This is a genomic window from Pseudonocardia sp. McavD-2-B, from assembly GCF_024124365.1.
In the GTDB taxonomy this organism is placed as follows: Bacteria; Actinomycetota; Actinomycetes; order Mycobacteriales; family Pseudonocardiaceae; genus Pseudonocardia; species Pseudonocardia alni.
Map to the genome: position 1 here is coordinate 1 of NZ_JAMXSG010000472.1, position 2,165 is coordinate 2,165.

The 2,165-nt window shown below is 77.4% G+C and carries 3 protein-coding genes; 1 reads left to right on the top strand and 2 read right to left on the bottom strand.

Annotation, left to right across the window (positions count from 1 at the left end):
• Positions 1-357: DUF4232 domain-containing protein (locus tag NH602_RS31580; RefSeq protein ID WP_308292903.1), on the bottom strand; the 357-nt coding region annotated here is incomplete at its 3' end.
• A 143-nt stretch (positions 358-500) separates the two neighbouring features.
• On the opposite strand from NH602_RS31580, the gene NH602_RS30330 reads away from it, so the two are divergent.
• A complete protein-coding gene (locus tag NH602_RS30330) occupies positions 501-1,241 on the top strand; it encodes a sulfite exporter TauE/SafE family protein (protein ID WP_251782577.1) in 741 nt (246 codons plus the stop codon).
• A 46-nt stretch (positions 1,242-1,287) separates the two neighbouring features.
• Here the strand turns inward: NH602_RS30330 and NH602_RS30335 are convergent.
• On the bottom strand, positions 1,288-2,165 hold an 878-nt coding region (locus NH602_RS30335; RefSeq protein WP_308292904.1), incomplete at its 5' end, for a serine/threonine-protein kinase.

Sequence of the window (2,165 nt, forward strand, 5' to 3'; positions counted from 1 at the left end):
CCGCACCCGCGCCCGGGGCCCGTCGATCGCGGCCCGCGGCCCGACGCGGGTCCCCTCGTTGCCCGCCACGAACGCGACCCCGGGATAGCCGTCGAGCATGCAGGGGGCGCTGCCGGTGTTGCGGAACACCAGGTCGGCGACGGCGGCCGGCCCGTCGGTGCGTGGTGCGGTGGCGGACACGTCGAGGGTGTCGCCGGTGCACGGACCGGCCGGGCCGCCGTCGTCGGCCGGGGCGGACGGGGTGGTCGCCGGGGGCGGGGTCGTCGCGGCCGTGAGGGCCGGGGCGGGCGGGCGAGGGGGCAGCGACGTCGGGGCCCGCGGTGCCGCAGCCCGCGAGCAGGAGCAGCAGGGCGGCACCCACCCCGGCCTCGCGCGGACCCACCACCGTGCCCCCCGTTCCGACGCAGGTCGCTGCGCCGATCGGCGTCATTGTGACGTGGTCGTGCCCCTCACCGGGCGGCGGGTAGGGTCCTGTGCATCGACAACGAGATGCACCGTCCGTGACCCCGTGGCAGCTGCTCACGCTGTTCGGTGCCGGCGTCGCGGCCGGCCTGATCGGCGCCGTCGCCGGCCTCGCGTCGTTGTTCTCCTACCCCGCGCTGCTGGCCGTCGGGCTCCCCGCGACGACGGCGAACATCACGAACACCGTCTGCATGCTGTTCCAGGGGGCGGGCGCGGTCGCCGGGTCCCGCCCGGAGCTGCGCGGCGCCGGGCCGCAGCTGCGCCGCTGGATCGGCCCGGCGCTGCTCGGCGGCGCGGCCGGGGCCGGGCTGCTGCTGCTCACCCCGGCCGGTGGCTTCGAGCGGATCGTGCCGTTCCTCGTCGCGGTCGCGGCACTGCTGCTCCTGCGCCCGCCCCGGCCCGCGGACGAACCGCGACCGCCCGGGCCGGGCGTCGCGGTGGGGGTGTTCGGCGTCGCCGTCTACGCCGGGTACTTCGGCGCCGCGGCCGGGGTGATGATGCTGGCGCTCACGCTGTCGCTGCCGGGCGCGACCCTGCTGCGGGCCAACGCGCTGAAGAACGTGCTGACCTGGGCGGCGAACGCCGTCGCCGCGGTCGGCTTCGCGGTCCTCGGCGACGTCGCGTGGGCCGCGGTGCCCGCACTGGCCCTGGGCCTGCTCATCGGCGGCCGGCTCGGCCCGGTCGTGGCCCGGCGTCTCCCGGCTCGCCTGGTCCGGATCGGCATCGCGGTCGCGGGCCTCGGCCTGGCCCTGCGGCTGTTCGTCCAGGCCTGGCTCTGAGCGGTCCGCCCACGGCCCTGCGCAGCGCCGTGGGCGGACCGGGCCCTCAGCCCCGGCGGTACTCCAGCATCGCGGTGACCGGGCCGTCGGCGCGGTGCCCGTGGCGGCGCAGCCAGCCGTCGAGCTTGCCCTGCACCGTGGGCAGGTCCGGGCGCCGGTGCGGCTCGGTGCGCATCGCCTGCTTGAGCAGCGCCAGGTGCGCGGTCCGGCTCTGCAGGTGGGTCAGCTTCGCCCCCGCCGCGGCCGCCCGCAGCCCGGCGACGGCGTCGGCGGACTCCCCGCGCGGCGGGTGCCCGCTCAGCGCGAACGACACCGCCGCCGCGAGCTGCCAGGCGTCGGAGGCGGGCGAGGCGGGCTTCCCGGCCGCGGCCTCCGGCGCCAGGTAGTCCGGCGTGCCCAGGACGTAGCCGGTCTGGGTCAGCGTGGAGTCGCCCTGCTTGCGCGCGATCCCGAAGTCGATCAGGTGCGGGTGCCCCTGCGGGTCGACGACGATGTTGCCCGGCTTGATGTCGCGGTGCAGCACCCCGGCACGGTGCGCGGTGTGCAGGGCCCCGGCGATGCCGGTCCAGATGCGGGCCGCGGAGATGTCGTCCACCGGGCCCTGCTCGCCGACGAGCTGGCCCAGGGACATGCCGTCGACGTACTGCATGACGATGACCAGCCCGTCCATGCCCTGCAGGCCCGGGTCGGACGAGGCGTGCAGCAGGTCGTGGATCTGCACGCAGCAGGGGTGGCGCAGCGCGCCGAGCGCGGCGGCCTCCCGGCGGATGCGCTCCTCGGTCTCCGGGTCCGCGGCGTGCGCGGACTTGACCGCCACTGTGTGGCCGAGCTTGGCGTCGTGGGCCAGCCAGACCCCACCGAAACCACCGGCACCGAGGCGGCGCATCAGCCGGAACCGGGGCGCCCGCGGCGGACCACCCGCCA